This window comes from Microbulbifer mixtoriginis (SeqCode) (assembly GCF_052467945.1).
In genome coordinates this window covers 978,733-1,005,186 of record NZ_CP174328.1, presented here as the reverse complement: position 1 = coordinate 1,005,186, position 26,454 = coordinate 978,733, and the positions used below count along the sequence as shown (strand labels likewise).

General features: G+C 50.2%; 26 protein-coding genes. 11 read left to right on the top strand and 15 right to left on the bottom strand.

Annotation, left to right across the window (positions count from 1 at the left end; all coding sequences use genetic code 11):
• Position 1: 1 nt before the first annotated feature.
• From fadB to ACJJIJ_RS04470, 3 genes are all read right to left on the bottom strand, one after another.
• Positions 2-2,158, bottom strand: coding sequence for a fatty acid oxidation complex subunit alpha FadB (gene fadB, locus ACJJIJ_RS04480; protein ID WP_444938749.1), 2,157 nt, complete (start codon positions 2,156-2,158; stop codon positions 2-4).
• Between the two features lie 279 nt (positions 2,159-2,437).
• Positions 2,438-3,067 carry a helix-turn-helix domain-containing protein gene (locus tag ACJJIJ_RS04475; protein ID WP_444890729.1) on the bottom strand — a complete coding sequence of 210 codons (630 nt, stop codon included), beginning with the start codon at positions 3,065-3,067 and terminating at the stop codon, positions 2,438-2,440.
• Positions 3,068-3,160: 93 nt separating this feature from the next.
• The gene (locus ACJJIJ_RS04470; protein WP_444890730.1) at positions 3,161-5,017 is read right to left on the bottom strand and encodes a beta-ketoacyl synthase; all 1,857 of its coding nucleotides are present in this window, start codon (positions 5,015-5,017) and stop codon (positions 3,161-3,163) included.
• A 138-nt stretch (positions 5,018-5,155) separates the two neighbouring features.
• Here ACJJIJ_RS04470 and ACJJIJ_RS04465 point away from each other — a divergent pair, with 138 nt between their 5' ends.
• Positions 5,156-6,142, top strand: a complete 987-nt coding sequence (locus ACJJIJ_RS04465; RefSeq protein WP_444890731.1) for a GlxA family transcriptional regulator — start codon at positions 5,156-5,158, stop codon at positions 6,140-6,142.
• On the opposite strand, the gene ACJJIJ_RS04460 is transcribed toward ACJJIJ_RS04465, so the two are convergent.
• Both ACJJIJ_RS04460 and ACJJIJ_RS04455 read right to left on the bottom strand, forming a co-directional pair.
• Positions 6,122-6,775: a class I SAM-dependent methyltransferase gene (locus ACJJIJ_RS04460; RefSeq protein ID WP_444938748.1), complete on the bottom strand. Its 654-nt coding sequence runs from the start codon at positions 6,773-6,775 to the stop codon at positions 6,122-6,124. The two genes, ACJJIJ_RS04465 and ACJJIJ_RS04460, sit on opposite strands and share 21 nt — an antisense overlap.
• 1 nt (position 6,776) lies before the next feature.
• Positions 6,777-7,268 (bottom strand): Hsp20 family protein, encoded by a 492-nt coding sequence (locus ACJJIJ_RS04455; protein WP_252085371.1) that lies wholly within the window; start codon positions 7,266-7,268, stop codon positions 6,777-6,779.
• A 147-nt stretch (positions 7,269-7,415) separates the two neighbouring features.
• On the opposite strand from ACJJIJ_RS04455, the gene thpR reads away from it, so the two are divergent.
• A complete protein-coding gene (thpR, locus tag ACJJIJ_RS04450; RefSeq protein WP_444938747.1) occupies positions 7,416-8,006 on the top strand; it encodes an RNA 2',3'-cyclic phosphodiesterase in 591 nt (196 codons plus the stop codon).
• A 64-nt stretch (positions 8,007-8,070) separates the two neighbouring features.
• Here thpR and ACJJIJ_RS04445 read toward each other — a convergent pair whose 3' ends face one another.
• Positions 8,071-9,069, bottom strand: a complete 999-nt coding sequence (locus ACJJIJ_RS04445; protein ID WP_444938746.1) for a coiled-coil domain-containing protein — start codon at positions 9,067-9,069, stop codon at positions 8,071-8,073.
• A 484-nt stretch (positions 9,070-9,553) separates the two neighbouring features.
• Between ACJJIJ_RS04445 and ACJJIJ_RS04440 the strand changes: the two genes are divergently transcribed.
• Positions 9,554-9,907, top strand: a complete 354-nt coding sequence (locus ACJJIJ_RS04440) for an HPF/RaiA family ribosome-associated protein (RefSeq protein ID WP_252085368.1) — start codon at positions 9,554-9,556, stop codon at positions 9,905-9,907.
• 168 nt (positions 9,908-10,075) lie between these two features.
• On the opposite strand, the gene gorA is transcribed toward ACJJIJ_RS04440, so the two are convergent.
• Entirely contained in the window at positions 10,076-11,431 is a 1,356-nt protein-coding gene (gene gorA, locus ACJJIJ_RS04435) for a glutathione-disulfide reductase (RefSeq protein WP_444938745.1), read from the bottom strand.
• A gap of 229 nt (positions 11,432-11,660) precedes the next feature.
• Between gorA and ACJJIJ_RS04430 the strand changes: the two genes are divergently transcribed.
• A complete protein-coding gene (locus ACJJIJ_RS04430) occupies positions 11,661-12,173 on the top strand; it encodes a hypothetical protein (protein ID WP_252085366.1) in 513 nt (170 codons plus the stop codon).
• A 66-nt stretch (positions 12,174-12,239) separates the two neighbouring features.
• On the opposite strand, the gene ACJJIJ_RS04425 is transcribed toward ACJJIJ_RS04430, so the two are convergent.
• From ACJJIJ_RS04425 to ACJJIJ_RS04410, 4 genes are all read right to left on the bottom strand, one after another.
• Positions 12,240-13,376, bottom strand: a complete 1,137-nt coding sequence (locus tag ACJJIJ_RS04425) for a TIGR01620 family protein (protein WP_252085365.1) — start codon at positions 13,374-13,376, stop codon at positions 12,240-12,242.
• Entirely contained in the window at positions 13,376-14,845 is a 1,470-nt protein-coding gene (locus ACJJIJ_RS04420; RefSeq protein WP_444938744.1) for a YcjX family protein, read from the bottom strand. Before ACJJIJ_RS04420 ends, ACJJIJ_RS04425 begins: the two co-directional genes overlap by 1 nt.
• A gap of 104 nt (positions 14,846-14,949) precedes the next feature.
• On the bottom strand, positions 14,950-15,759 hold the full coding sequence (locus ACJJIJ_RS04415) for a GIN domain-containing protein (protein WP_444924674.1): 810 nt from the start codon (positions 15,757-15,759) through the stop codon (positions 14,950-14,952).
• A 133-nt stretch (positions 15,760-15,892) separates the two neighbouring features.
• Positions 15,893-16,321 (bottom strand): HIT family protein, encoded by a 429-nt coding sequence (locus tag ACJJIJ_RS04410; RefSeq protein ID WP_252085362.1) that lies wholly within the window; start codon positions 16,319-16,321, stop codon positions 15,893-15,895.
• Between the two features lie 334 nt (positions 16,322-16,655).
• On the opposite strand from ACJJIJ_RS04410, the gene ACJJIJ_RS04405 reads away from it, so the two are divergent.
• The 4 genes from ACJJIJ_RS04405 (at position 16,656) to tcdA (ending at position 18,895) form a co-directional block, all read left to right on the top strand.
• Complete coding sequence (locus ACJJIJ_RS04405) at positions 16,656-17,015, top strand: globin family protein (protein WP_252085361.1); 360 nt, start codon at positions 16,656-16,658, stop codon at positions 17,013-17,015.
• Positions 17,016-17,146: 131 nt separating this feature from the next.
• Positions 17,147-17,611: an FKBP-type peptidyl-prolyl cis-trans isomerase gene (locus ACJJIJ_RS04400; protein WP_252085360.1), complete on the top strand. Its 465-nt coding sequence runs from the start codon at positions 17,147-17,149 to the stop codon at positions 17,609-17,611.
• Between the two features lie 35 nt (positions 17,612-17,646).
• Entirely contained in the window at positions 17,647-18,102 is a 456-nt protein-coding gene (locus ACJJIJ_RS04395) for a thiol-disulfide oxidoreductase DCC family protein (RefSeq protein ID WP_444924672.1), read from the top strand.
• Positions 18,089-18,895 carry a tRNA cyclic N6-threonylcarbamoyladenosine(37) synthase TcdA gene (tcdA, locus tag ACJJIJ_RS04390; RefSeq protein WP_444938743.1) on the top strand — a complete coding sequence of 269 codons (807 nt, stop codon included), beginning with the start codon at positions 18,089-18,091 and terminating at the stop codon, positions 18,893-18,895. Before ACJJIJ_RS04395 ends, tcdA begins: the two co-directional genes overlap by 14 nt.
• On the opposite strand, the gene ACJJIJ_RS04385 is transcribed toward tcdA, so the two are convergent.
• On the bottom strand, positions 18,892-19,743 hold the full coding sequence (locus ACJJIJ_RS04385; RefSeq protein ID WP_444938742.1) for a LytR/AlgR family response regulator transcription factor: 852 nt from the start codon (positions 19,741-19,743) through the stop codon (positions 18,892-18,894). The two genes, tcdA and ACJJIJ_RS04385, sit on opposite strands and share 4 nt — an antisense overlap.
• A gap of 164 nt (positions 19,744-19,907) precedes the next feature.
• Between ACJJIJ_RS04385 and ACJJIJ_RS04380 the strand changes: the two genes are divergently transcribed.
• Entirely contained in the window at positions 19,908-21,104 is a 1,197-nt protein-coding gene (locus tag ACJJIJ_RS04380; protein WP_444938741.1) for an acyltransferase family protein, read from the top strand.
• A gap of 3 nt (positions 21,105-21,107) precedes the next feature.
• On the opposite strand, the gene ACJJIJ_RS04375 is transcribed toward ACJJIJ_RS04380, so the two are convergent.
• The gene (locus tag ACJJIJ_RS04375) at positions 21,108-22,772 is read right to left on the bottom strand and encodes an aminotransferase class V-fold PLP-dependent enzyme (protein WP_444938740.1); all 1,665 of its coding nucleotides are present in this window, start codon (positions 22,770-22,772) and stop codon (positions 21,108-21,110) included.
• On the bottom strand, positions 22,769-23,557 hold the full coding sequence (locus ACJJIJ_RS04370) for a TatD family hydrolase (protein WP_444890740.1): 789 nt from the start codon (positions 23,555-23,557) through the stop codon (positions 22,769-22,771). The genes ACJJIJ_RS04375 and ACJJIJ_RS04370 overlap by 4 nt, the downstream gene beginning before the upstream one ends.
• Positions 23,558-23,589: 32 nt before the next feature.
• Here ACJJIJ_RS04370 and ACJJIJ_RS04365 point away from each other — a divergent pair, with 32 nt between their 5' ends.
• Positions 23,590-24,222: a LysE family translocator gene (locus ACJJIJ_RS04365; RefSeq protein WP_444938739.1), complete on the top strand. Its 633-nt coding sequence runs from the start codon at positions 23,590-23,592 to the stop codon at positions 24,220-24,222.
• Positions 24,223-24,306: 84 nt separating this feature from the next.
• Here the strand turns inward: ACJJIJ_RS04365 and ACJJIJ_RS04360 are convergent, their stop codons facing one another.
• Entirely contained in the window at positions 24,307-24,789 is a 483-nt protein-coding gene (locus ACJJIJ_RS04360) for a hypothetical protein (protein WP_444885437.1), read from the bottom strand.
• A gap of 499 nt (positions 24,790-25,288) precedes the next feature.
• Between ACJJIJ_RS04360 and ACJJIJ_RS04355 the strand changes: the two genes are divergently transcribed.
• Positions 25,289-26,413, top strand: coding sequence for a M14 family metallopeptidase (locus tag ACJJIJ_RS04355; RefSeq protein ID WP_444938738.1), 1,125 nt, complete (start codon positions 25,289-25,291; stop codon positions 26,411-26,413).
• The last annotated feature ends 41 nt before the right edge of the window (positions 26,414-26,454 follow it).

Sequence of the window (26,454 nt, the reverse complement as noted above, 5' to 3'; positions counted from 1 at the left end):
CTTACTTGTCGCCGTAGTAGGTTTTGCCACTTGCGGCCATTTCACGCATGCGATCGGTCGGCTTGTACAGCTCACCCAGATCGGCGTACTTATCGGCAATCTTCACGAATTCATCCAGACCAATGCTGTCCAGCCACGCGAAGATTCCACCGCGGAACGGAGGGAAGCCAATGCCGTAGATCAGCGCCATATCAGCTTCAGCTGGGGAATCCACGATACCCTCTTCCAGGCAGCGAGCCAGTTCGGTGGCCATAGGCACCATCATGCGCTCGATAATTTCGTCTTTTTCAAACTCGCGACGTTCAGCAACGTGCGGCTTAAGCAGCTCGTAGGACTCTTCAGTAGCCACTTTCTTCGGGCGACCTTTTTTGTCCTGCTCGTAGTTGTAGAAGCCTTTGTTGTTCTTCTGGCCGTAACGACCCGCTTCATACATAACGTCGGAAGCAGCGGTAAAGGTTTTACCCATGCGATCGGGGAAGCCTTCAGCCATTACGCTTTCTGCGTGAACACCGGTATCGATACCGACAACGTCCATCAGGTAAGCGGGGCCCATCGGCCAACCCCAACGCTCCATCACCTTATCAACGGCCTGGAAGTCAGCGCCATCGCGCACCAGCATGGAGAAACCGGCAAAGTAAGGGAAGAGAACGCGGTTAACCAGGAATCCAGGGCAGTCGCGTACAACAATAGCCTTCTTGCCCATCTTGTTTGCGTAGGCAACAACGCGAGCTACAGCTGTGTCGGAAGTTTTCTCTCCGCGAATCACCTCAACCAGCGGCATTTTGTGCACTGGGTTGAAGAAGTGCATACCGAGGAAGTTCTCCGGACGAGAGAGCGGCTCAGCCAGCTGGTTAATAGAAATAGTGGAGGTGTTAGAAGCGATTACAGTGTCTTCGCTTACTTTGGTTTCCACTTCTTTCAATACTGCATGCTTCACCTTGGGATTTTCAACCACGGCTTCCACAACAACATCGATATCGTTGAAGCCGTCGTAGCTCAAGGTAGGCTCGATACGGTTGAGCACTTCACCCATTTTAACGGGGGTCAGGCGCTTGCGATCAACCAACTTGGACAGCAGCTTGTTCGCCTCATTCAGACCAAGATCGATACCCTTCTGGTCGATATCCTTCATCTTGATCGGAGTGCCTTTGTAGGCAGACTGGTAAGCGATACCGCCACCCATAATGCCAGCACCCAATACTGCCGCACGCTCAATCGGCTTATCGGTCTTCTTCTCCCAACCTTTGGCAACTTTACCAATTGCCTGGTCAGCCAGGAACAGCCCTACCAGAGACTTCGCAGTGCCGGTCTGCGCGCAGAAAATGAACTTCTCTTGCTCGATTTTCAGCGCTTCATCACGGCTCAGCTTGTAGCCCTGCTCGATTGACTCAACCGCAGCTACTGGAGAGGGGTAGTTTTTACCCGCCTGCTGACCCACAAATGCCTTGGTGGTAAAGAAGGCCATTAGCGCTTCAGTATCATTCAAGGGGATTGGAGATTTCTTCAGCTCGCGAATGGCTTTGTAGTCCAGCTCGCCATTAATAGCGCGCTCAAGCAGCTTGACCGCTGCATCTTTGAGCTTGGCAGTGGGGATAACCGCATCAACAGCGTGAGCCTCCAGAGCGGCGGCAGGCTTCTGCTCCTTACCCGCTGCAATCCACTCAGCAGCAACATCAACACCCACTACACGCGGCAGGCGAACAGTGCCACCCCAGCCCGGAATCAGACCCAGCTTAACTTCCGGAAGGCCAACTTTGGCCTCTTCGCCCATCAGGCGGAAGTCACAGCCAAGACACACCTCAAAACCACCGCCGAGCGCGTAGCCATTAATTGCTACCGCAGTCGGTACCGGAAGGTCTTCCAGGCGGTTGATATTTTCGTTGTTCTGATTCATCAGATCAGCAACGCCCTCTGCACCTGCAGAGAAGGCACCACCAAACTCAGTGATATCAGCACCAACAATGAAGACGCCTTTACCGCTGGTCAGCAGTACACCTTTTACACCATCCGCTGCTTCGATAGCATCCAGCGCTTGGGAGAATTCAGAAACCGTCTGACGGTTAAATTTATTGACGGATTCGCCTTGCAGGTCGAATTTGAGCTCGGCGATGCCGTTGTCCAGCATCTGTACCGTGAGCGCTTTGCCACTAAATAACATTGATTGACCTCTTTTATTCTGGGCCGCGATCCTGGGCCCGGGGTCGGAATTTTTTTGCAACCAAGGGCCGCCCCGCAGGGTGCGGTGACACTTTGGCCCAATATGGTCAGCCGTAGTATAGCCAGATTCAAACGATTGTTTGAATACTATTTCTTACAAAAGAACTGGCACCAAGAGCGCCAAAGTACAGAAAACAACCAGCCATATCTCACAGGCTGGTTACACAGGCGGAGTCAGTCTATCGCGGATCAATCCACCTTTTCAGCACGGTGGCGTAAATCACCCTTTATAGAAAGACTCGTTTGGACGGGAAGCGCAGGGAATATTCGATGAGGGAGTGGCAGCCACGGCACTGAAAACCACACAGTCAATACTTCCGGGGTTGCGGAAGCGATGTGGGCGCCGTGCATTTAAGTAATAACCATCCCCCTCCTCTAGCAGGGCAAACTCTGATCCTGCTGTAACCTCCAGCTCTCCAGCAATAACAATCCCCCCCACCTCCCCATTGAGTAGCAATTGGCCTGAACCGGTATCCTGCCCAGCGGGAAACACTTTACGGAGGATTGTCATGGCGCGACCCTGGCGGGAGCCGCCGAGCAAATGACAGAAAACCCGACCATTACCAATATCGGGCATTTCATTGGCGCGAAAAAAAATTTGTTCTGGCTCGGCAAGTTCCAGGGAGAAAAACTCAGCCAGAGACATGGGGACACTATTCAATATCTTCTCAAGCGATCCCACAGATGGGCTGACTCGACCCTGCTCTATAAAAGACACAGTGGCATTGGTAACGCCCGCTTGCCGCGCAAGTTGTCGCTGGGAAATCCCATAAATTTTTCGCACCAGCTTCAGCCGGGCACCAAGATCCCCGGCATCACTAACTTCACTACAAACATCCATGCCTGACATTGAATCTCTCACTCCGCCAACTGCCAAAGGAGGTTTCCCCCTTAATTGGCAGGAAAAATTTTAAGCATCATACATTACCGATGCACGGGCCTTTTAAACCATATCGGTAAAGGGGTTATCAACATCGAGCTCTACAGGAGGAAACCCTGGAAATGAGACCTTATCGACAGAAAGACCTATTTGAGCATCATCTACCAGCCCCTCTCCAAAACGGTAGATAGTTTGTAAATCTCCTCTGCTTGCTTTTTCATCGTACGCTACAGCATGCTCCACGACAGACTCATTTTTTCTATGATGAGCAAGCATCTTTTTTGACCCGTAGCGTTTTTCCAGCATTGAGCGGGTCAAGTGAGGAGAGAGTACAGCCGCAGTCGCATTATTCCCCCCAAAACCTTTAGAATTCAGGAAAGCGAGATCCAGTGAAGCGGGATCTCTCTCCACATGCTCACAAGAGATCTGCAGGTTATTCTGGTGAACATCATCTGCCACTCTGTCAATCGTGACGATACCCGGTAAAATTCCCCTATCAAAAACTCCCAGGGTCGAAATTAACTGGTCACCACTCGCCACCGCTATCGTGTGCCCAAGATAAGCTTTAACAGCACAAACCGGCCATTCCTGCACACCAAAAACGGAAGCCAAACGATCGAGAATCGCAGACTCTGTTACGCGATTTTGCGGTGTGCTAGATCCATGGGCCTGAACAAAACTGCGCTTCTTCAGACTTTCATCCCCGACAATAGCTTTCGACTCCGCCATCGCCCTGGCCATCGTTAGATAATTACCTGGCCCCGGTGCGGAAATCGACTTTTTGAAGCCATCAGCATTGATATACACCCCTGTAACCGCACCGTGGACACTCGCCCCCAGTTCAACAGCCAAAGCGTCATCCATCAAGATGGCCCACTGGGTACCCTCCCCCAAAGTAAAACCGCAATTCTCCCCAAACGGGCGACTAGTGCGGCGGAAGTCCACTTCGCCCGAAGAAATCTTTCGCAGATTTTCAGTGGTAGCAAGCGCTCCCATGGTTGAGTAACCATCAACAATCTCGGGAACCAATGGCGCTTCAGTAGCACCAACAACGGCCACCCTGGCCCGACCACTGCGAATATCCTCTACCCCTGCGCGCAAATTGTATAAATAGCTCGCACAAGCTCCGGTAACCGCCCCAGTAGAACCAACATTACCCAGCACATAGGCGTTCACAAAGTCTGCCGGCATACTATTCAGCCCAAGCGCCAACTGCTTGGAGCTAACCCTGGAACCGCGCAAGCGGGACTGCATCAAGCCTCCGTTTCCATAAGGGTCGAGTTGACTCATCGCTGAGGAGGCGTAAACAGAAATATTACCGGGACCAGCTGCAGCAACAACATCCTGCCAATCCACCCCCATAGAGAGAACAGCATCAGATGCACCCAACACTGCCAACTGCAATCCCCTCGGGTGGAATCGGGAATTGTAAAGCTCACCAGGCTCAAAGCCTGTGGGCAGCTGTCCTGCCGCCCCCACTGGGATCTCGCGAAAGCTATCCAGCATGACTGACAAACTTGATGTAGCCACACGAACCCTACCACTACCAATAGTTTCCACTTGCCATCCCTCTGGCAGTGGATGGGGTAATTGGCGCGTAGAAATCTCAAAAGAAATACCAGCGGGATTTGAAAGATTCGCCGCCTGGTGAAAATGACACCTGTGGTAATCGTAGATTCGCGCTTCCAATTCTCGCACCAAGGTGCCCTTGAGAACCATTTCCTCCAGCGCTGACTCGAGGGGGCCTTTGGCCTCGACGCCTGTACGCAACCCCATCAATGCGGCGAGATCAGAAAGCGTATCAGTCCGCTCCCTCTGTCCGAGTTTGTCGAGCACCATGCGGGCATAGCCCCGGTGAAAGGAGCTGCGTCCTGCAGGGTTAAAACCACCGAACGCGGTAATTACGGGAAGGCGCTGCATCCTGACCTCCAGCCAAGCTAAACACTACAAATTTGATATTTGGGAGTGTAGGGGCTGGCGATTCCGTCCAGTTATGGGCATACTGGCCAGCAAAATTGAGTGTTTTGGCCAATGGCGCAACCCCCGCCTGAGTATGTAATGCGAACGGTTACCTTTCTTCTGATTGATCAAATGCTGGCCACCGGCACAGTTCTGCCCTTAGAAATGCTGCGCGGTGCCGAAAGCCGCGCCCGAGTGGAAAGGCTGGCAGAGCCCTTGCGCCTAGTAACAGCCAGCATAGATGGACAAGCGGTAAAAACCCGCTGCGGCTTTACCTTTCAACCTGACGTGTCTTTGGAAGAGGCACCAGACAGCGACTTGATCTACATTCCTGCGCTTTGGCGCAATCCCCGCCCAGCCCTGAAGCGCAGTGGAAAGCTTTTAAGATGGCTACGGAGCCAGGCCGAAGGTGGAGCTGCGATCAACGCCGTGGGTACTGGGGTTTGCTTTCTAGCCGAGGCAGGCCTCCTTGATGGCAAACCCGCCACTACACACTGGCACTATTTCGACCAGTTCAGCGCGGACTACCCAAATGTTAAATTGAAGCGCCAGTATTTTATCACTCAGGCTGACAAACTTTTTTGTGCCGCCAGCGTAAATGCCTTGGCAGATGTCACGGTTCATATGATTCGCCAGCTCTATGGAGCCGCTGTAGCCAGTCATGTGGAGCGTAACTTCTCCCATGAAATTCGCCGACCATTTGAGGAAATTGCTTACTCAGAAGGTTCGGTGCACCTACATCCAGACGAGGATATTGTACAGGCCCAGGCATGGCTAAAAGAGCACTGTAATACCGAGGTGCGTCTCAGTGAGGTAGCGCAAATGTTCGACATGAGTGTGCGCTCCTTCAACCGCCGCTTTAAATTAGCTACAGGACAGACACCGCTGCAATATTTGCAAAATGTTCGTGTAGATATGGCCCGGGAACTGCTGCAATCCAGTAATCTATCCGTGAATGAAATTGCCGAAAAAGTCGGCTACCAGGATATGGGGCACTTCACTGCACTGTTCAAAAAATTCCTTGCCACTACACCAAGCGAATATCGGGCCACCGTCAGAGCCAAGCTATTCCGGGTCAATACCTGATTTCTTCAGGAAGATAACATCACTATCTGCAAAGTGTAGTTCCGCACCTAATTTTCGCGACAGCCATTGAAAGGTTTCAACACAAAAGAAGGAAATATGTGTTGGGTCGCGAATATAATGCCAGCTGGCAAAGCGTTCTCGAGAAATAACCAGCTTGGTCATCAGTGCCAGCACACCGCCAACACGTAATCGTGCCCACAAAGCCGACAACTCATCGCCAGGCGCGCTCAAGTGCTCCACCACTTCTGTCGCCACTATGAAGTCGTAGCTTTTTTCCTGCACCCGACGCTCAGGGAAGTAATAACGGTCAAACAACTCAACTTTATGGCCCTGCTCCTCTAAAATTCGCGCCAATAATGGCGCTGGTCCACAGCCAAAATCCAGCCCCACACTAGTAACAGAAAGCTCTTTCAATAAGGGCTTGGCACAACGGCTTAGGAAACGGCGATACCCTTCATCCTCCATAGAATTTTCATGCAGATTGTAATAGGCATGCTCTTCAACTGGAGTCAAATGATATTCTGCGGGTACAAACACCAATTCGCAGTTATTACATTGGTAATAACTGCGAAATTTATCTCGATAATAGAATTGTGCCGCGCGATGGCGGCACAGGGGGCAAGAAAGTGTCAACTTATGCAGCTACCGTGTCAGGCTTTTTTTTCGCCGTGACGCTTTCAGCCTGCTCATGATTCAGTAAAGCGCCTTCACTGATCTGGATTTTTCGAGGCTTCATCGCTTCAGGTATTTCTCTAACCAGCTCTATATGAAGCAGGCCGTTGGCAAGCTTCGCATCAGTCACTTTGACGTGATCTGCTAGCTGGAAGCGTCGCTCAAAATTTCTCGCAGCAATTCCTCGATGGAGAAAGTTTCTTTGTGCAATATCTTCTGGTTTTTTACCGCTCACACTCAAGCGATTTTGCTCAACCTGAATATCGAGTTCAGATTGCTCAAACCCAGCCACAGCCATAGTAATTCTATAGCTATCTTCACCAGTAAGTTCTATATCATAGGGAGGGTATGAGGGTTGTTTTTGCTCACTGGAGCTCATTGCATCCAGCAGACTGGCCATACGATCAAAACCAATTGCAGATCGATACAGAGGGGAAAAATCAAAATTACGCATAGTTATATCCTCAATTCAGAGCAATATTCAATTTTGCTCGCCAATAAGCACGAGCATTGCTAACGGGGCACTTTCACACTCAAAGCTACCAGCCGTACTCAATAGGTATGGGCCACAAGTTTTATTTCAAGGTCCCAAAGGGAAAAAATGCAAAGAGAAGAAAATTTGTCAGATCAATCCACTAGCAGGTTATTTATTGGTATTAAACCTGATGTGGCATCACAAGCATTCCTAGACGAGATAACCACTCAGTGCCAAAAGCAGCTAAAAGACACAACTACTAACCATATACGCTGGACAACCCCCAATAACTGGCACCTGACCTTGGCTTTTCTTGGGAGCACTCCGAAAGAAAAAATCCCCCAACTTAAGCAGGGACTTATTGAGCTTGCACACTGCAAAGGAAGTTTTCAAAGTAGGGTTTGTTCTTTAACCCCTTTCCCAAAACAGCACTCCAAAATTCTTGCTGTAGAATTAGCCCTAAATCCTAATTTAACTGAACTCCATGAGGAATGCCGGCAATTTATTGGCGAGCTTGGAATGGAACCAGAAAGTCAGGAATATCGACCCCATATCACCTTAGCGCGCAGTCGCAATAAAGAGGGATTTCAGCATATTGCACCGCGCAACCTAAACTCATCCGTGTTAGTCGAAAATGTCACTCTTTATGAGAGTGTTCCCCTGGCAGGAAAAAGCCACTACCACTCCTTACTCAAAGTACCCTTACTAAATGACTAAAGCGTAGAATAAAAAAGCCCGCACTGAGCGGACTTTTTGCATCCTCTTGAGAGGCTGAGACTTCCTATTTGAGAGCGTCTAAGACATATTCTGGATACATCACTAGGCGGGGACGTGAAAGGCGCCGAGCATCAAAAATAAAAACATAGCGTTCGCCATCATCTTCTGCAGGTATGGTACGACGGAACTTCCAAGTGTTGATTTTGTACGTCTGTCGACCAGCATGAACTGTTGCCACTAAACGATACTGGTTCTTCCCCAGGAACTCAAAAGGTTGACGCCCCCCACTAGATGGCTTCAGAAGCAAATTGCGGAAAGTCTGTTTGTTTTCCCCCTCTTTATCGGAAAGTAAAAGACTCAGACGTTTCTGTTCCCGCTTGACATAGGCAAGCAACTCGGGATCAATATCTCTCTTAACAGTCGGAATCGGCTCAGGTTGCACCTGTCGTTTCTGGGGTTTCTCAATTGCCGCTGTCTTCAGCTTAGGAGGCTTTGGCTTTGCTGCTTCAGCTTTAGCACTTTTTGCCAAAGCGGCACGCCTCTCAGAAGCCTCTGCCTTGGCCAGCATAGAATCCACCACCTGGCTAATCTTATCCTGCTGAGCAGAAACCTTGGCCTTGGTCTCGGCAATGCCTTTTTTCTCTTCGTCGAGCCTAGCCAAAAGCTCTTGGTGGTTCACCTTGATAAACTCTAAACGTCGGCTGCGGCTATCCACCCCTCGCTCGGCCATTGCAAAGCCGTGCTTGGCTTTGGTCAGGCGACGCTCAGAATCTGAGGTGCCATTGGATTCATGGAGCCTACGCGCCTCCTCGAGCTCGACACGGCTCGCCTCATACTCTTTGCGAAGCTCGTTGAGAGATTCCTGCGCACGCTCGAGCTTATACTCATAAGAAAGCAATTCATTCTCAATATCTTCCAGCTCAACCTGCCTGTTTTCCAGGGACTGCTCCAGGCGCGCCAGTCGGTTTTTTTCCACAGTGAGGTTTGACTGCGCCTGCGCTGCCATTCCGCTAAAAACTACTAAGCCCGCCAAGAAGAGCGAGCAATACCGCTTTACCGCCATTGTCCAGAACCTGTTTCTCGATTTTTCGACACTCGTAAGATAAAAGCGCAGAGGTTAAATTTTGTTCAAAACTTTATGTACTCTGTCGCAGCACTGTCAATTTTACGCAGGCCTGAGCTCGCGAGCAATGACCTCTCGTCCACCCTTTGCCCCCATTTGATGAATAATCCCCTTAAACCTAAGTGCTAAAGTCGTCTTAATGACGCTTCGCCGAATTTTATGTGACATTTTCAAGCGATAGCGCTTGATTTTTTTTTTAGCGGAAGCATTATGGGTAACAGGGAGACGATCGCTGAACACAGCGGAAACCCGACCCGGACGTAAAACACCCAGAGCTGCTCAGACAGCAATTATTCGTTGCGCTACCGGCGACTCGGCGATTCAACTGCGGACTCGACCCCTCCCATTAGGGCGCCCTACCTTCTTTGAATAGCAAACCGCACAAGCGGCCTGCATGGTTTCCTATAACCGGAGGTATTTATCCATGAAATCAGCGCCTAACGATAACATTGTGTTCCGCGATATCGACAAATCTGCTGCCCTGTCAAATACGGTATCTAAGAAGTTACACAAACTGGAACGTTATTGTGGCGACATCATACATAGTCGTGTAGTTCTGGAAGCTCCCCACCAACACAAAAGCAAAGGCAAGCAATACAAAGCCTCCCTTGAACTTGCCATTAGTGGCAATCCCGTGACCATCAGTAATGAAAATGAGTCTATCCACCGAGCGGTGAATGACACATTTGCCTCCGCAGAACGCTGCCTAAAAGAGCGTAGCGAGCGCAAAAAAGCGCAGCGTCATCAGGCGCTTTATGAAGTCGAAGAAGAATCCTAGAAGAGAGCAAAAACGGCGCACCAGCGCCGTTTTTGCATTAAACCCCGCTTTAAAAGCAGGGGGGGATTTTAAGATTTTTCTTTAGCGGCCCTCAATTTTAGAGCTAAATACTCAAGAGGCGCCTCGAGCATAGTCACCACAAATTATATCCACTACCAGATAAACACCTTACTGCACTGGTGTACGCATAGTGACGAACTCTTCTGCTGCCGTTGGGTGAATTCCGATGGTTTCATCAAAGACTTTTTTGGTCGCCCCCGCTTTCAAAGCAACAGCCAAGCCCTGGATAATCTCACCAGCATCATCACCAACCATATGAACACCAATCACCTTATCAGTATCGGCATCGACCACTAACTTCATTAGGGTGCGCTCGGTATTCCCACTTACTGTATGACGCATTGGTCTGAATTCTGACTTGTAAATGGTAACTCTAACTCCGGAGTCCCTGGCCTCTTCCTCTGACAACCCTACAGTTCCAATATTGGGCTGACAAAATACTGCGGTGGGAATATTGTTATAATCAATCTCCGCAGTTATTCCAGTACGCCAATGCTTTACTAGAGCCATCGCCTCCGCAAGGGCCACAGGCGTTAACTGTGGCTCACCGGTAACATCCCCAAGGGCATAGATAGAATGGACATTCGTGCGGAAATTGTCATCCACTGAGATTGTGCCATCGCGATGCAACACGACCCCTTGCTCCTGCAAACCGAGCCCTTCAGTATTGGCAACTCTGCCTGTTGCATAGAGGACCATGTCCACATTTAAACTGGAGCCGTCCTCGACATGTACTAAAAAACTACCATCTTGCAACTTTTCAATGGCACTCACTTGATGGTTAAACTTCAAATCAATATTCTTTTTTACCATCTCATCACGGACAAAATGGCGAATATCGCGATCAAAGCCACGTAGGAATAAATCACGCCGGTAAGAGAGGTGGGTCTCAGCACCTAAACCAGCAAATATCCCAGCAAACTCAACGGCAATATACCCCCCACCAACAACCAGTACCCTATTGGGGAAGGCTTCCATGGAAAACACCTCGTTGGAAGTCAGGATGAATTCTTTTCCAGGAATATCTGGGACAAAAGGCCAACCTCCTGTTGCTACCAGAATTCTCTGTGCGGTGTATTCGCGACCATTCACCATCACCTTATTGGCACCAGTAACTTTGGCACGGCCGTCAATGACCGTCACATCTGAGTTTGCTAATAGGTTTCGATAAATATCGTTGAGGCGGGACACTTCACGTGCATTATTTTCACGCAATGTTGGCCAGTGAAATTCAGCCGGCAAACTGTTCCAACCATAGGCTCTAGCATCGGTGAAGTCCTCTTTAAATCCACTGGCATAGACGAATAATTTTTTGGGAACGCACCCGACGTTTACGCAGGTCCCCCCCATGTAGCGATCTTCAGCCACTGCCACCTTCATTCCCTGGGCGGCAGCCATACGCGAAGCTCGTACACCACCAGAGCCCGCCCCAATCACAAATAGATCAAATTCATATTCAGCCAAAGCAAACCTCTGTCTTTAATTTATTACCTAACTTACAACGCAGGAGATACTTCCCCACAACACACCTTTCGCGCCAGAGCTGTCACTCCGCACTTAATAACCGTTGACACCTATTTGTCGCTTCTATATTCATGTGACAACTATCACAAAAAATACTTCGCTAAACAAAGTGTTAGAACAACTGAGCAGGTTTGGCGGATAGAATAACAGTCACTAGAAAGAGTAACCCATGGGCAAGACAATGAACTCTCCTTCTTTAGCCATCCTTCGAACCTTGGGGCTTTTGTCTTTGCTGATTTCAAGCTCCCTTAGCAATGCCAATACCCATCCTAGTTATCTCACAAAAGAATACTGCAGCAGTGTGGTAGAGCAGTTTGTCGGGGCAGGCATGCGCAGCCTAGACAAATATGTAAACGAGCACTTCAACCCAGAATATAAAGGCGGTATCCGCAATACAATTCGATTTCTTGAACAGCGGCTTGAGTGGCTAAATGAATGTAACGCCTACTTGGTGGATACCAATAACGCTTACGTTTTTCATAGCCAGGACGATACTCAAAATATTTTTTCGGCGATAAACGAGTTAACTCGAGAACTGCAACATGTCCGCTCAGGCGTTGAATATCGGGACGATGCTGGAAATAACAACCCCGCCCCCTTTATCAAACGACGCTTTGCCACCCTGGCAGAATTGGTGGATCGCCACCATACACGTCTGCTGATGAAAAAGCAGTTCCAGTAGGGCCGTCACTACATCCTGAAAACATTCGGCCCGCAGTATCTTGCGAGCCTTGTCGCAGCGACGAAATCAGCTTTTTCTGGTGAACTTCGTCGCGGGCTTAGCGGGGGAGCTGCCAGCCCGACTGCCAAGCCCGACCATAGAAAAAACATCCGGCATCCGCTCTTTCAACCCGATTCCAATGCGTTTAACCAATGCGCCTAGGCGCGGGCGCTGTTTTTCAGTAAAAGGGATGGGTCTACAGCTCTGCATCGCAGAAAGTCCAATACGCGCCACAAAAAAACTTGCGCCCACACCTTGCCCCAAACGGGTAGAAACTGTACTAACAACACTGTCGCCGACCAAATCTGGCCATATCTCGCTGATCGCATATTCACTTGCACCACTATAAGCCACCAGCGCAAGTACTTTCTTGAAAAGGCGCCAGCGCACTACAAGCGAAGGTTGAATGCCATAAATTTGTGCAACATCATCAATCATTCGTAACGATTGGCGCAGGGCAACAAGGATGTCAATACTGGCAAAAGGACTGAGACCTACCAATGCCCCAGTTGCTGTTGCGTGACGAACTACGCGGCGTTGTGCCTCCTGGTCGAGTGCATCGAGAAAAGTCACTTCCAAGTGCTGCAGTAACTCACTACTGTCATAATAATCTGGCGCCTCATCCAGTACCCGGTTGAGCAGTACACCCTGAGGTTTTCCTGAAAAATGCAGCTGCAACTGTCGACGGAGAGATTCCGCTTCTTCATGGCTGCGACACTCTCGCATGTCGGCCGCCATTGCCTGTGTTTTTTGCAGCTTGCGCAGTGGCCGACCAGCACGGAAAAATTCCCACAGGGAACTGACTATTGCCGCTGCAAGGCTCGCTATTACCACTCCTGCGAGAATACCAAGGCTCCAGTGCTTATCTGCCGCCCAGGTATACATCTGGCGTAATTCCCAAGCGAGTACAGCCACTATTAATGCAACGCTTGAAAGCAGTGCCGGCTTTAACCATTTCAGGCGAAAAACAGGCAGGCGCAACTCAGAAAAGGCAATCCTATCGGGTAGTGATTCTCCCGTGGTAATAGATCTCGGAATGTCCTCCCCTTCCTCTTGCAGGGTTTCTACACGCGTAGTATCCCGGTGAGGGGCTTCACTTTCTGGTTCCTGCAGGGACTCTATCCGCGTTACCCGGCGAGGAGCCTGTTTATTCTCATCACCCATCAAACTTTATCTCCAAGCAACAAATTCAAAAGCGCATCGACGCGGATATGAGGAATGGAACCTGAGTCCATACCTTGCGGGGGGCGCAACTGGGGTGGAGCAGCCCCGGTATAATGACCCCAGCCACCCTCTTCACTGGGCAGGCGCGAGAAAATCTCGGCATTCTCAAAACCCAGATAGCGACCATCCAGGTCATATCCAACCAGCATACGCCGCCCATTACGCTGATCCTCGTGGGAACAACGCACAGCAGCAATGGCTTCACTAAAGATCGGCAAGCCACGGTGGCGCGCTCCGGTAAAAGTTTGCTGCAGTTGCTGGCCAAGCAGCTGACGCAAGGCATCGTGATCAGCCGCAAGCACCTGATCAACCTTAGTCGCGGCAAAGAGCAAGCGATTCACCTTAGGACGCCATAACTTACTCAGGAACCCAGACTCTCCATAGCGGAAAGTATCGGCAATATGGGTAAAAGCCAGACGCATATCCTCCAAGGCCTGCTCACCCGCAAACAAGGTGCCGATCATATCCACCAGGACCAGCTGTCGATCGAGGTGTTTAAAATGGCTCTCGAGAAAAGGGGCCACCTTCCCCTCCACATAAGCCTCATAAAGGCGACGCAGAACCTGATAATTACTACCATCAGGCAACTGTTTCAATTGATCGGCACTAAAGCCTCTGAGATCCAGCAGAGGTAATAGCTGATAATCCTCGTCATCCAACAATGCTCGTCCCGGCTGCAGATAGCTGAGTTTTCGCTTTTCGCGGCAGTCCAATAGAAATTGACGATATTCCCGCCACAATGCCTGCAGTTCTGACTCCTTTGCCTCAGCCTCGGGGGAGAGCGCTGCCAAGCGTGTCAGCAGCCCCGGGGCCAACCCCGCGCGCGTATCGCTCGCAATAATATGGGCTTGATGGCGACACCAGTCACGAAAATCCATTCTCAGCATCGGCAAGTCCATCAACCATTCACCTGGGTAGTCCCGCAGCTCCAGGATCAAGGTTTTATAATCGCCCCCCCCAAAACGACGATGCCGTCGCAAGTGAATGTGCAATTCCATTGCCGATACATCTCGGGTACTTTGTGGCCATCTCGGTGGATGCGACATCAAAGCACTCAAGCAGCCTTCATAGTCAAAGACTGGCAGGCCAGAATCGAGAGCGGGCTTTAACTCCGCCCCCAAAAGGTCTCCATTTAGCGCTGGGGCAAAACCCGGTAGTTGTGCTTTCTGCGGGTGACTCAACTGGTAGATAAGGCTGGTAAGCAGAGTCGATTTACCAGCCCCACTCAAACCTGTCACTCCAACACAGACACGGCGGTCCATGAGGCGCTCTGCCAACCAATGAGATTTTTCCTGCGCACCCCGTCCCCAGTGACGCAACTTTTCCTTGAAACGCTTACTGCGTTTGTCTGCTTGATCTAAAGGGTACTCCAGGCTCACTTGCCCGGACCCTGTCGCCTGCGATTCCATGGGGAGTTCACTTCCAAAATAGAAAACTGGGCTGAAGAAGGTTTGGCCCTAATGAGGAGGGCACTGCGCTGTGGCAGTGCCTACTATGCAGATCAATAGAGTGGTTAGTCTACCAGTGCAACATCACCAGACCCCATAACGGAAAAAGAATCACTTTGCGGGCGTTTTAGAACGATATCCCCTGATCCCATGACCGCGCCACTGGCATTATCTGCGCGCAGGCTGCGGCCGACAAAGTCACCAGACCCCATGATACGAATATTGACATCTGCTACACGGCCACCGACTCGCATATCACCGGAGCCCCTGATTTCCGCTGAGAGCTTCTCTCCTGTGATGCCTCCGAGGAAAATATCGCCCGAACCGCTGATGGCAATCTCGCTGTTGACCGATAGTGCCTTATCCAGAATCAAGTCCCCAGAGCCTGTCACGTAAGCACTGAGATTTTCTGCCGCAGCCTTGGCAACACGCACAGTACCAGAACCCGTGACTCCAAGGTCAATGGTTTCACTTTCCAAGGTTTCTGCCACGGCCTGCCCGGAACCAGCTACCTCTAATGCCTCAACCTTTGGCATGGTGACCGTGAAGTGCACCTTCTGGTCCCTATCACGGGTAATGGTAATCACACCGAACCAGTGTTGAGTGTTGTCATCCACATACAGCTCCAGAGTGTTGCCCTTCACCTCCGCTTTGACATGGGGCATAACTTCAGCCGGACCACTGGCACTCACGGCAAAATGATCCCCCTGAATCACTTCAACGTGAGAACTGCCCCGTAGAGATACCCGGGTAAAGCCATTGACATCGAAACTTTTAGTTTCTTTTTTATCTCCCTCAGCCTGGGCGCTACTGAGGACAAAAAGGGCCAGCAGAGCAAACAGCGGGGCTAAAAAAGCTTTTTTCATGGTTGCCATTGCAAAATTCTCGTAATTATCACTGTTACGTATTACTTGACTACCCGAGTATACGAATTGGATGCAGTGCCTCTAGAAAATTTATGAAGGCACAAAGTGGGTGACCAAATAGTCTCTAAATTGCGTTCAGAAATTAACCTCTGACACACTCTGCCTCCGAACAGCCCTGCTGAACGAGTGCGCTACGAATTTTCTCAGCCTCAATAGCCAACTGCTCAGATGTTGCACTCTTTTGCAGGGAAAAATCAAAATCTGTCAATTCATCGACAGGAATCAGGTGTATATGGGTGTGCGGTACCTCCAGCCCTGCAATCATCACACCTACACGCTTGGGTGAATACACTGCCTTTAGTCCCTTGGCGACTTTTTGTGCAACCAACATTAAGTGTGCCGCAAGCTCGGCTGGCACATCATCCCAGTGGTTAATTTCTTCAACCGGGATTACCAGGCAATGCCCCGGCTTAATGGGGGAAATGGTCATGATTGCAATCGCTTTTTCATCCCTCCAGATAAAGTGGCCCGGTAAGTCCCCATTCAAAATTTGAGTAAAAATGCTTGCCATAATTTAATCCAATCAGTTGCAAATTTTTTATTTAGTTCAAGCGTGCAGTCTAACATCTACGCTAAAAAACTCAGAATAAAGGGATAAAAAACACTATCTTAAAAGCAATTTTTTATTTGGCGTAGATAAAGGCAAACTGGACTACTACCTGTCGAACAAAATGACAATTTTCTTAAAGCACGTTGGCAGTCCGAGAGAATATGACTTACGCTGCTGAGCAATTAATGTTGTACCGTTAATGAGCCAGTGCATCCTGTGCATTTTTTCTATCACAATATTTTGGGCTCTGCGGAATTTTATATTTCAGTACCAACTGCTCACCGGGGGGAGAGATATGAACAGCCTGTTAGAACAGGTCGGTGGTGCTAAATTTGTCTGTCATACAGTCAATGAATTTTACGAAACCATAGGCCGCCACCTTTCCAGTTACGAAACCTGTGATCATCGCAAACAACAAAGCCGCCAAGCACAATTCCTAAACCACGCCTTTTCTGAACAGCCCGAGCCTGATCGCAGTAGTCGCGCCAGTTTCCTGGCTCGCGGCCTGAATCCAGCTCTGTTTGACGCCCTGCTCGAATATCTGGAAGCGCGCTTGGAAGAGCTGGGGTTTCCATGGCAGCTTAGTACAAGTCTTATACAAACAGCGAGTAGTCTTTACGGTGGCTGCGAGCAAGACCTTTCCATCGCTTGTTAACCCCCACTTGCGCCGCACAAGTTGCGGCGTATGTAACCTCTCAATACAATTGCATCCTCACAGCCTTTACCTCCCGTTTTCCAGCGCAGCGGTAAGCGCTAATTCACTCACTCTTCAATCAGAGACTATCCATGAAGATTGCCAACCACACAGTTGTGGAAATCAACTACACCCTGAAAGATGCTGACGGAACGGTCATCGACTCCTCCGCAAATGGGGAGCCGCTTAAGTACTTACAGGGCGTGGGCAATATTATTCCTGGCCTTGAGCGGGAAATGCTGGAAAAAGCACCAGGGGACAAGTTCACTGCGGTGATCTCTCCTGAGGAAGGTTACGGCGTGCAAAACCCAGAGCTGATCCAAACTATGCCCCGCAGCGCCTTTTCCGGTGTAGAAGAGCTCGAAGTTGGCATGGCTTTCCACGCCCAGAGCACCGATGGCCACCCCATTGAAGTCGAAATTATCGATATTGATGGCGATGAAGTTACTATTAACGGCAACCACCCTCTGGCCGGAGTAGAGCTGCACTTTGAGATCGAAGTTATCTCAGTGCGCGACGCAACCGCGGAAGAAATCGATCACGGCCACGTTCACTAAATATATTGGCGGCCTCCGGGCCGCTATTTTCCCCCATGCCCCCCTCTCTTCCTGAAAAAATCGTCCTCTTCGACAGCCAGTGCAACCTTTGTAACGGCTGGAGCCATCTGCTCATAAAGTACGACCCTCATTGTCGCTTCACACTCTGCCGAGTACAGTCCCAGGCTGGCCAGCACTACTTGAGGAAGCTAGGGCTACCCCTGAAAACCTATGAGACCGTGATTCTATTAGAGCGACAGGGAGATTGCTTCCAGCAATACCATAAGAGTGAGGCGGCCCTTCGTATCTCAGCCAACCTTGATGGCTACTGGCGTTATCTTGTGGTTTTGCGCTACATTCCGCGCTCAGTGCGGGATTGGCTCTACGATTTGGTAGCGCGCAATCGCTACCGCTGGTTTGGCCGGCGCAGTAGTTGTTTACTGCCCTCTGCGGTAGACAAGCACCGCTTTCTGGAAGAAGTATCGGAAAAGAGCCCCAATGAGTCTGTCTGAACAATACCTACAACGCTTTGGCGGTATCGCCCGCCTGTATGGTAACCATGCCCTGGAGATATTGAATCGGGCCCATATATTAGTTATCGGCATCGGCGGTGTGGGTACCTGGATCGCTGAGGCACTTGCCCGAAGTGGTGTAGGCGCCCTGACACTAATTGATCTCGACGATATATGTATCACCAACACTAATCGCCAGTGCCACGCCCTCTCCTCAACGGTTGGACACATGAAGATCGAGGTCATGGCCGACCGACTCAGGCAGATCAACCCGGAGATTCAGGTCACCGCTATCGATGACTTTATCGCCACAGACAATCTGGCCGAGCTGATCGACCCCGATAGAGATTGTCTGGATATTGTTATTGACGCCATCGATAATGCGCGAGTTAAAGCTTCGCTGGTTGCCTACTGCAAAGCGCGAAAATTGCGCCTGATCACCGTTGGCTCCGCCGGTGGTAAGCGCTCTCCACAGGCCATTGAGTGTGCGGATCTCGGTCGCACCATCAACGACCCTATGCTAGCCAAGGTGCGTCAGCATCTCTATCGTTTTCACAATTTCCAAAAGAGCAGCAAACGGCAGTTCGGTGTGGACGCCATTTTCTCCCGCGAGTCGATGGTTTACCCGAAACCCGATGGTGACGTTTGCCAGCAGAAAAGCGCCATGCAGAATGGGGTTAAATTAGATTGCAGTGGTGGCTTTGGTGCAGCCACCATGGTTACCGGCACTTTTGGCTTTGTGGCAGCTTCCCGAGCTATAGAAAGGCTTCTACAGGCAAAAAGCACAAGCTAAGCCGACCTCAACTGAGTCCTGAGCAGATCCCTGTAGCGACGACTTACAGGGATTTGTTGGCCACCTTTTAAGCAAATACGCGCATCTCCACTTTCAAGGGGAATTATCTCGGCAATGGAATCCAAACGCACAATATAAGAGCGGTGCACCCGCACAAAGTCATCTGGGTCTAAACGTTCCAGTAACTTTGCCATGGTATCGCGAAGGGGATAAATTCTGTCTCCCAAATGTAAATTTACATAATTCCCAGCGGCTTCCACCCACTCGATATCTCTTACATTCACCAGAAATTCTTTACCCAGCTTCTTTATTAAAAGGCGCTCCAGGCGCTCAATAGAGTCTTTAGGTCGCCCTTCATCCGGGGGTTCTAGTGACTCACCTTGTATGCGGCGTAGGAGAAAACGATATAAATAAACAGCCCCCAGTAGAAAGCCATAAGTACGAAAATCTTTCAGGTACTCATAGAAAAATTCAATTCCCCAGTGTCCAAAATTGTAGGAGCCACCTTCGAGGTAGTAGATCGCCGTACGCAGTGCCACCATAGCAACAACATGTAAAAGCGACCAAGGCAGGGTCAGCAGTAGATGTATAAATAAATGTCGAGCAAGTGTTTCCTTACTTAGGGGAAAGCGACGATCCCAGATCAGAATCAATGGGAACAACAGCCCCACAACCAGAATACTGGTGCCCTCCCAAACCAAAAACTCCCAAGGCTTAAACCTGGACTCCGCTCCGAGATGCTCCAGGTACACTACTGTAAATTGCACCAGCCATAGTACGAATAAGAACAGAATGCAGAGCCCTATTTCAAATTGCCGCCTGCGCGCCAGGTACATTTGTACCGTCATTTATTCCAATCCCCATGCATTTTTGCCGGTAGCATAGCTTCAACTCATCCCTGAAAACCACCATTCACACCTTTAGCAATGCATCTCACGTCCTTTGCATAGCAGACAGGGTATTTTCCCAAGGAACATAGCGAAACTTGTTTCAAATCCAAATGAAGGACGCCATGCAAAAAAACAATCATCGCCGCCATGACATTGATGCCCTGCGCGTGCTCGCTTTTGCCCTACTCATTTTGTATCACCTGGGGATGGCCTATGTGGCTGAATGGGGCTGGCATGTAAAGAGCACTTACCAGAGTGAACCTTTGCAGATCCTGATGCTGGCAGTTAACCAGTGGCGAATGCCATTGCTGTTCCTGATCTCTGGGGCCGCAACATACTTTCTGCTGGCTAAGCTTGGGAGCGCTCGGTTTCTGCTGAGGCGATTGCGACAGCTACTTATCCCACTTCTCTTCGGCATACTGGTTATAGTGCCACCACAAGCTTACTATGAGGCGCTCTCCAACGGCGTCATAGAGCCAGGTTACCTAAGCTTCCTCTGGCAATACTTTACGTTTCAACCCTGGCCGGCCGAGAGCTTTGCAGGTAGCCATGTTGGCTTCACCTGGAATCACCTCTGGTATTTACCCTACCTGCTCTGCTACACACTAGCCATTATTCCAGTATCTTATTTTCTGCATACCTACGGGCCAGGACTAGGACACTGGCTATCTCGCTTTAGAGCCTGGCAGCTTCTATTCATGCCGCTGCTACCCCTCACTTTATACGGCCTCTATCTCTTCCCGCTTTTTGGTGGAATTAACTACGCCGTTGTTGGTGATTGGTATACCCATGCACAATTTTTCACTTTCTTTCTATTCGGCTACCTGCTTGTCAGCAATGAGGCTCCATGGAAACTGCTAGTGCGCCTGCGCTTCTTCCTGCTGATTGCAGCTCCGCTTTGTTTTTGCCTATTCCTGCTGTTCGATCGGGTATTGGAAGAGGATATAATTCCTGGGCAGTCTTTAATTCAACTGATAGTGATTTATGCCAATCGTTGGTTCTGGCTACTTACAGTATTAGCTTGGGGACACTACTGCCTCAACCGCCCGTTTACATGGTTGCCCTATGCCACAGAGGCAGTTTACCCCTGGTACATCCTGCACCAGACAATTACTGTTGCGGCGCTCTTTAAGTTGAAAGAGTTTTCCATGGGGCCGGTTATCGAGCCCCTACTGGTCTTTTTAATAACGGTGATAGGGTGTCTCGCTATTCATGAATTTATCATTCGGCGGGTGCCCTTGCTGCGATTACTGTTCGGCCTGAAAGCTAAAACGCCCGGTAGAGTCCCAAGCCTCAGCCCTGCCAACCAAGGTGTATAACCATCAAGACCGCTCTGCGCCGCTCTCTATCTGATGTAATGCGCGGCGCATCAAAGCATAGAACCCATTACTGCGAGACTGACTCAAGTGCTTACTCAGCCCCAATTCATTAAATAGCTGGGGCAGATCCAATGCTTGGACCTCGTCCGCAGTGCAACCATCTATCTGAGAAAGCAACAGTGCCCCGAGCCCTTTCACCACCCGACTATCGCTGTCGAGTCCAAAGAAGTGACGCCCATCTTTTTCCCTGTGAACTAACCAGGCCTCAGATTCACAGCCACGAACGAGATTCTCCGGATTGCGGATCTCGGGCTTACGGGTAACCACTTTACTCCACTGCAATAGCTCACGATAACGCCCCTGCCAATTTTGATGAGAGGCCAGGCGCTCAAGTTGCAACAGGGAAAAATCATCTCTTGCCCAGCTTTTGGAGTGAACCTCTACCCCAGATGTGACCAGCTGTTGGACCTCACAATAGTCCTCTAACGCCTGCAGAAATGCCCTGATATCATCGTCGGTGTTATAAGCCGCTATAGAGGCGCGCACTGTAACCTGATTGCCACTGGTTCGCCCCAGTATTTGCGCACAGTGATGCCCCACCCGCACGGCAATATCCCGCTCATCCAGCCAGTGCATTAAATCCGTAGCACTGCCTTCGAGCGGCACAAATGAAATTATTCCGAGGTTGTGACTAGCTTGACTGATCAAACGAAAGTTTGGGGATGCATTGAGTTCCCGGTGCAGCCAGTGTGTCAGTCTTTGTTCATGTTCGGCCATAGCGGTACGATCCTGTCGGGAGAGGAAATCCAGTGACGCCCCCAGCCCGGCTATTGCAGCCAGTGGTGATGTGCCCGCCTCAAATTTATGAGGTAATTCGGCGTAGTGGCTCTGCTGGAATTCCACTTCCGCTATCATCTCACCCCCACCGTGCCAAGGGGGCATTGACTCCAAAAGGGTTTCGCGCCCGTAGAGAAAACCGATCCCACTGGGGCCGTAAAACTTATGTGCGGAACAAACAAAGAAATCACAACCAATTTTTTGTACATCAATTTCTTCATGAGCGGCCAACTGAGCGCCATCCACGATCCACATAAGTTGCCAAGATCGTAACAATTTTCGAATTAATGAGAGATCTGGACGCAAACCTATTGAGTTGGAACCACCGGTCAGAGAAACCACTCGCGTACGATTGTTCAACACCTCTCCCAGTCGATCAAACTGGGGAATTCCTGCAGTGTGGGGCACATAGCGCAGAATCAGATTATGGCGCTTGGCCATCATCTGCCAGGGTACGATATTCGCGTGATGTTCAGCGGTGGAAATAACTATCTCATCGCCAGGCAGTAATTCACTGCAAAGACAATGGGCGAGCAGATTCAGGGCCTCAGTTGCACCGCGACAAAAAATGATTTCTTTGGCACTAACGGCATTCACAAACTGCTTGGTTTCATTGCGCACCTGCTCGACCATTTCAGTAGACCTGCGCGCCAATCGATGACTAGATCTATGAGTGTTGGCACTACTGTGAATATAGTAATCCCGCATCGCATTAATAACGGATAGCGGTTTTTGCGTGGTAGCTGCATTATCCAGGTAGACTAATCCTGCATTTTCCTCCTGGGCAAAAAGTGGAAACTGCTTCTTGAATTGCTCTGCAGAAAAACTCATAGGGCAAATAATATCTCAGTATTCTTTCGTGTTGCGCTGGCAATTTCTTGTAAAGAAATACCGCGAAGCGCCGCTAACTCCGCGGCTATTAATGGCAGATTTTCTGGGCTATTTCGCTGTCCCTGCCGCCCTGCCAGTGGCATATCGGGTGCATCGGATTCCAGTATCAGACTCTCTAACGGCATACGTGTAACGGTCTTGCGGGTTTTGGCCGCGCGACTGTAAGTGATAGTGCCACCAACGCCCAAATAAAAGCCCATTTTCCAGTAGTCCATAGCCATCTGCTCACTACCACTAAATGCATGTACCACTCCTCCCCTTGGTAGAGGGTATTGCTTCAATAGCTTAAGTACTTCGTTGTGCGCCCGATGCACATGTAAAATCAGTGGTAGCTGTAAGTCACTGGCAACTTCCAGCTGTGTTTTAAATACAGCAATTTGTTTTTCCAACGGAGTTGCTATAGCGGCATCCAGGCCACACTCTCCGACAGCAATACAGCGATACTGCTGCAGATGCTCGGCTAGTGCACGGTTCAGTTGCACCTCATTGATGCACTCTTCATCTTCCTGGCAGTTTTTTGACACCCACCAAGGATGGACTCCAGCAGCCGCATGCCAATGGGGCTGACCGTCAACCAACAGCGCAAGCCTTTGCCACTGGGATTTACAAACACCGGGGATAATCAGTTGACTGATCCCCTTGGCGACACAGCGCTGCCAGACCTGAGCCCGATCGGTCTCGAAAATTTGAAAATCAAAATGACAATGGCTGTCGATCAATTTCACTTGTGCTTCTCTGGTTTTGCCTGCATCTTAGCATGATGCCCACAATTGACCCTGAGGCCCCCTTGATAGAAACGCTGTTGCCCATTGCCCTTTTTGTCTTTTCCACCAGTATCACCCCTGGCCCCAACAACTTAATGATCATGTCCTCTGGATTAAATCACGGCGCCGGCCGCTCCTTACCACACCTGCTGGGTATCTGGCTTGGGTTTCCCGCAATGGTCATTGCTGTAGGGCTGGGCCTCGGCTCGGTCTTCAGCCAATTTCCAGTACTTCACGAGATTATCCGCTGGGTAGGCATTGGCTATCTGCTATATCTGGCCTGGCTGATCGCTTCAACCCGCGAGATAGACTCCACCAGCGATCGCCATCCCTTTTCATTTTTTCAGGCCATCGCCTTTCAGTGGGTCAACCCCAAAGGCTGGATTATGGCCATAGGTGCCCTAGCAGCATTCACAAGCCCAAGTGGCGAAGTGTGGAAAGACATATTGCAGATCGCCCTAGCCTTTATAGCCATAGGCGGTCCCTGTGTCGCTGTTTGGCTGTTCTTTGGTATAGGGCTAAAGCGCTTTCTGACCAAACCCAACCACCTGAGACTGTTTAATATCACCATGGGCCTTTTACTGGCAGCCAGCGTGGTTCCTTTGGCACTAGAAGGTCTGTATTGAACCAGCGCTCATGAGACGCAGGAAAAAGGGACTACAAGTGCCAACTTGTAGTCCCCATAAATCAAGGAAAGAAAGCGGAAAAATTTAGCGCGATGCGGTCTGGGTGGCAGTTGCAGCCCGCAAGGCTGCAGAGTCCTCTAGCCAAACGATATCACTGGCATCGATCTGGCTTTCGGTGACATCAGATAAGGTTTTCCCCAGGCTCTGCAGGGTCTTCTCTTCCGAGGTGAAAGTTTCTATCGGCATCTCAAGCCAGGCCTGCCCCTCTTCGTCGATTACCTGACGCACTTCGCCTCCATCCAGGCTACTGACGTGGCGGTCGATTACAGAGCTACTCCCCGGCGGTAAATAAATGGTGCCATTGGTGATATCTACCGCAAAAGCCACAATACCGGGGATGATACCAAATAACAGTGCGGCCCCATCTAGTATCAATACAGCCGGGTCAACCCGTCCACCACTCTGCCCTTTGCGCTCCGGATACAGAAAGTAACCACAAGCACTCATATTGATCACCACGGTCAGCAAACCGCTGAATACAATGCCACGCTTTAGATTTCTATTCATGGCCTACCTCTATTATTAACTTTGATAATATTGTCCAGGCGGATACTTCCCCTGTAATGGGCTCCGCCAAGCTTTCGAGTTTCTCCCCTACAGCTCTCAATCAACTCATTATCGACGGGGTGAAAGATAAGCAAATTTACGCCTATCTGCACCAACGTACAACAATTGCCCAATCGAACTGCCTAAACTTTAACCAGCACTTGTTGCGGGATGTTAAGGAGATGTAGTCGATTTCTGACAGTGTGGATTGACGCACTTGTGATCAGGCCGGGCAGTGAGCAGTCGCCAGGGGTCCGACACCGGAAATTTCAGGGAGCAGTAGTCGTAGCGGGTGCCGCCATGGAATGGCTAAAGCACGGTATCGAATTCGGTACCGTGCTTTTTTAATTTCAGAAAGCGCAAAATTGCACCCTCAAGTGGCGAAATCCCCCACCCTCCCCCTGAAAAAATCCCTCCAGAGCTGTATCCTGCGCCCAACAACAAGAGTGGAGCTCACTACATGTACATAACCAGTGCCTTTGACAGCGGCAATATCGAAGTGATCAACGCTGAAAGCAGTCCTATTCAGCTGGCTATACACCAGGATAATAACTCCGATTTCTACCAGTGGTTTCACTTTCGACTAGAGGGTGAGGTGGGCGCAAGCTATCCACTGAGTATTGTCAATGCAGGTAAATCCGCCTACCCGGAAGGCTGGGAAAACTATCGGGTGTGCGCTTCCTATGACCGTCAGAATTGGTTCCGCATCGGCGCCAATTACGATGGCAAGACTCTCGACTTTACCGTAACCCTGGATGAGCCCAGTATTTACCTGGCTTACTTCGCACCTTACTCCTGGGAGCGCCACCTGGATCTGCTGGCCTGGGCTCAGAGCAATGAGCGGGTAAAAATCCAAACCCTTGGCAAAACCCTCGACCAACGTGATATGACCATGCTCACTATCGGAGATGCCGAAACCGCCAAGCATCGGGTATGGATGATTGCACGCCAGCACCCCGGAGAAACCATGGCGGAGTGGTTTGTAGAGGGATTCCTTGAGGCGCTGTTGGATGATGCCAACCCTCAAGCCCAGAAACTGCTGGCAGATACCGTTTTCTACGTAGTCCCCAATATGAACCCCGACGGCAGCGTTCGCGGCCACCTGCGCACCAATGCCGCTGGTGCCAACCTCAATCGCGAGTGGCTCAATCCCACCATGGATCGCAGCCCGGAAGTATTCCTCGTTCGGGAAAAGATGTTGGAAATCGGCGGGGATATCTTCTTAGATATTCATGGAGACGAAGCACTTCCCTATAACTTCGTTGCTGCCTGTGAAGGTATTCCCGGCTATGACGAGCGCCATGCAGAACTGGAAGAAACCTTTAAACAGGCCTACGAGGCTATCAGCCCCGACTTCCAAACCGAGCACGGTTATGAGCTGGACAAACCTGGCGAAGCCAACCTTACCATTGGCACCGCCTGGGCCGGTCATCAGTTCCGCACTCTGGCATTGACCCTGGAAATGCCATTTAAGGATAACGACAACCTGCCTGACCCTGTAGAGGGGTGGTCCCCAGCCCGCAGCCAGCAATTAGCCCGCGATATTTTGTTCCCAATACGCGAGACCCTAAAAATCCTGAAGTAATTTCAAATCAGCTTGAGCCCCGGCCCAATAAACCGGGGCAT